Genomic DNA, 422 nt, shown 5'->3' with positions numbered 1-422 from the left:
AAGAAGGCTTGTTTAAAGAGACATTGGCTCGCTATACCGAACTCGGCATTCACAATTTGAACCGCTTTCGCAGCGAAACCGACTCTCCAATCAAAGCACTAGAAAACTTCGTAAAACGTGCCGTTGTCGAATCGAAAAAAAGCGCGCCTAACGGCATGTGTATGCTGGCTAAAACAGTAGCTGAACTGACGGATGAGCACGCTGAATTATTAGAAGAAGCCAAGAAATCACTCAAAATAATGGAAGGCGAGTTCGCCAAACTGATTGCCGAAGCGCAAGAACTTGGTGAGATCAGCAAAGAACGCAAACCGACTCAACTTGCTCGCCACGTTCAGGTTCAAATTGCAGGGCTACGCACTTATGCAAAAACCTGCGATGACACAGAACTACTCAACTCAATGGTTGAAGACATCTTCAAGTAC

At 45.5% G+C, this 422-nt stretch carries 1 protein-coding gene; it reads left to right on the top strand.

Annotated elements, in window-relative coordinates; all coding sequences use genetic code 11:
• Positions 1–422: TetR family transcriptional regulator C-terminal domain-containing protein (locus AB4496_RS20500; RefSeq protein ID WP_372131808.1), on the top strand; the 422-nt coding region annotated here is incomplete at both ends.

Origin of the sequence: Vibrio sp. 10N.222.46.A1 (assembly GCF_041473595.1) — a bacterium.
GTDB classification, from domain to species: Bacteria; Pseudomonadota; Gammaproteobacteria; order Enterobacterales; family Vibrionaceae; genus Vibrio; species Vibrio tasmaniensis_A.
This window is presented reverse-complemented; position numbering and strand designations above follow the sequence as displayed.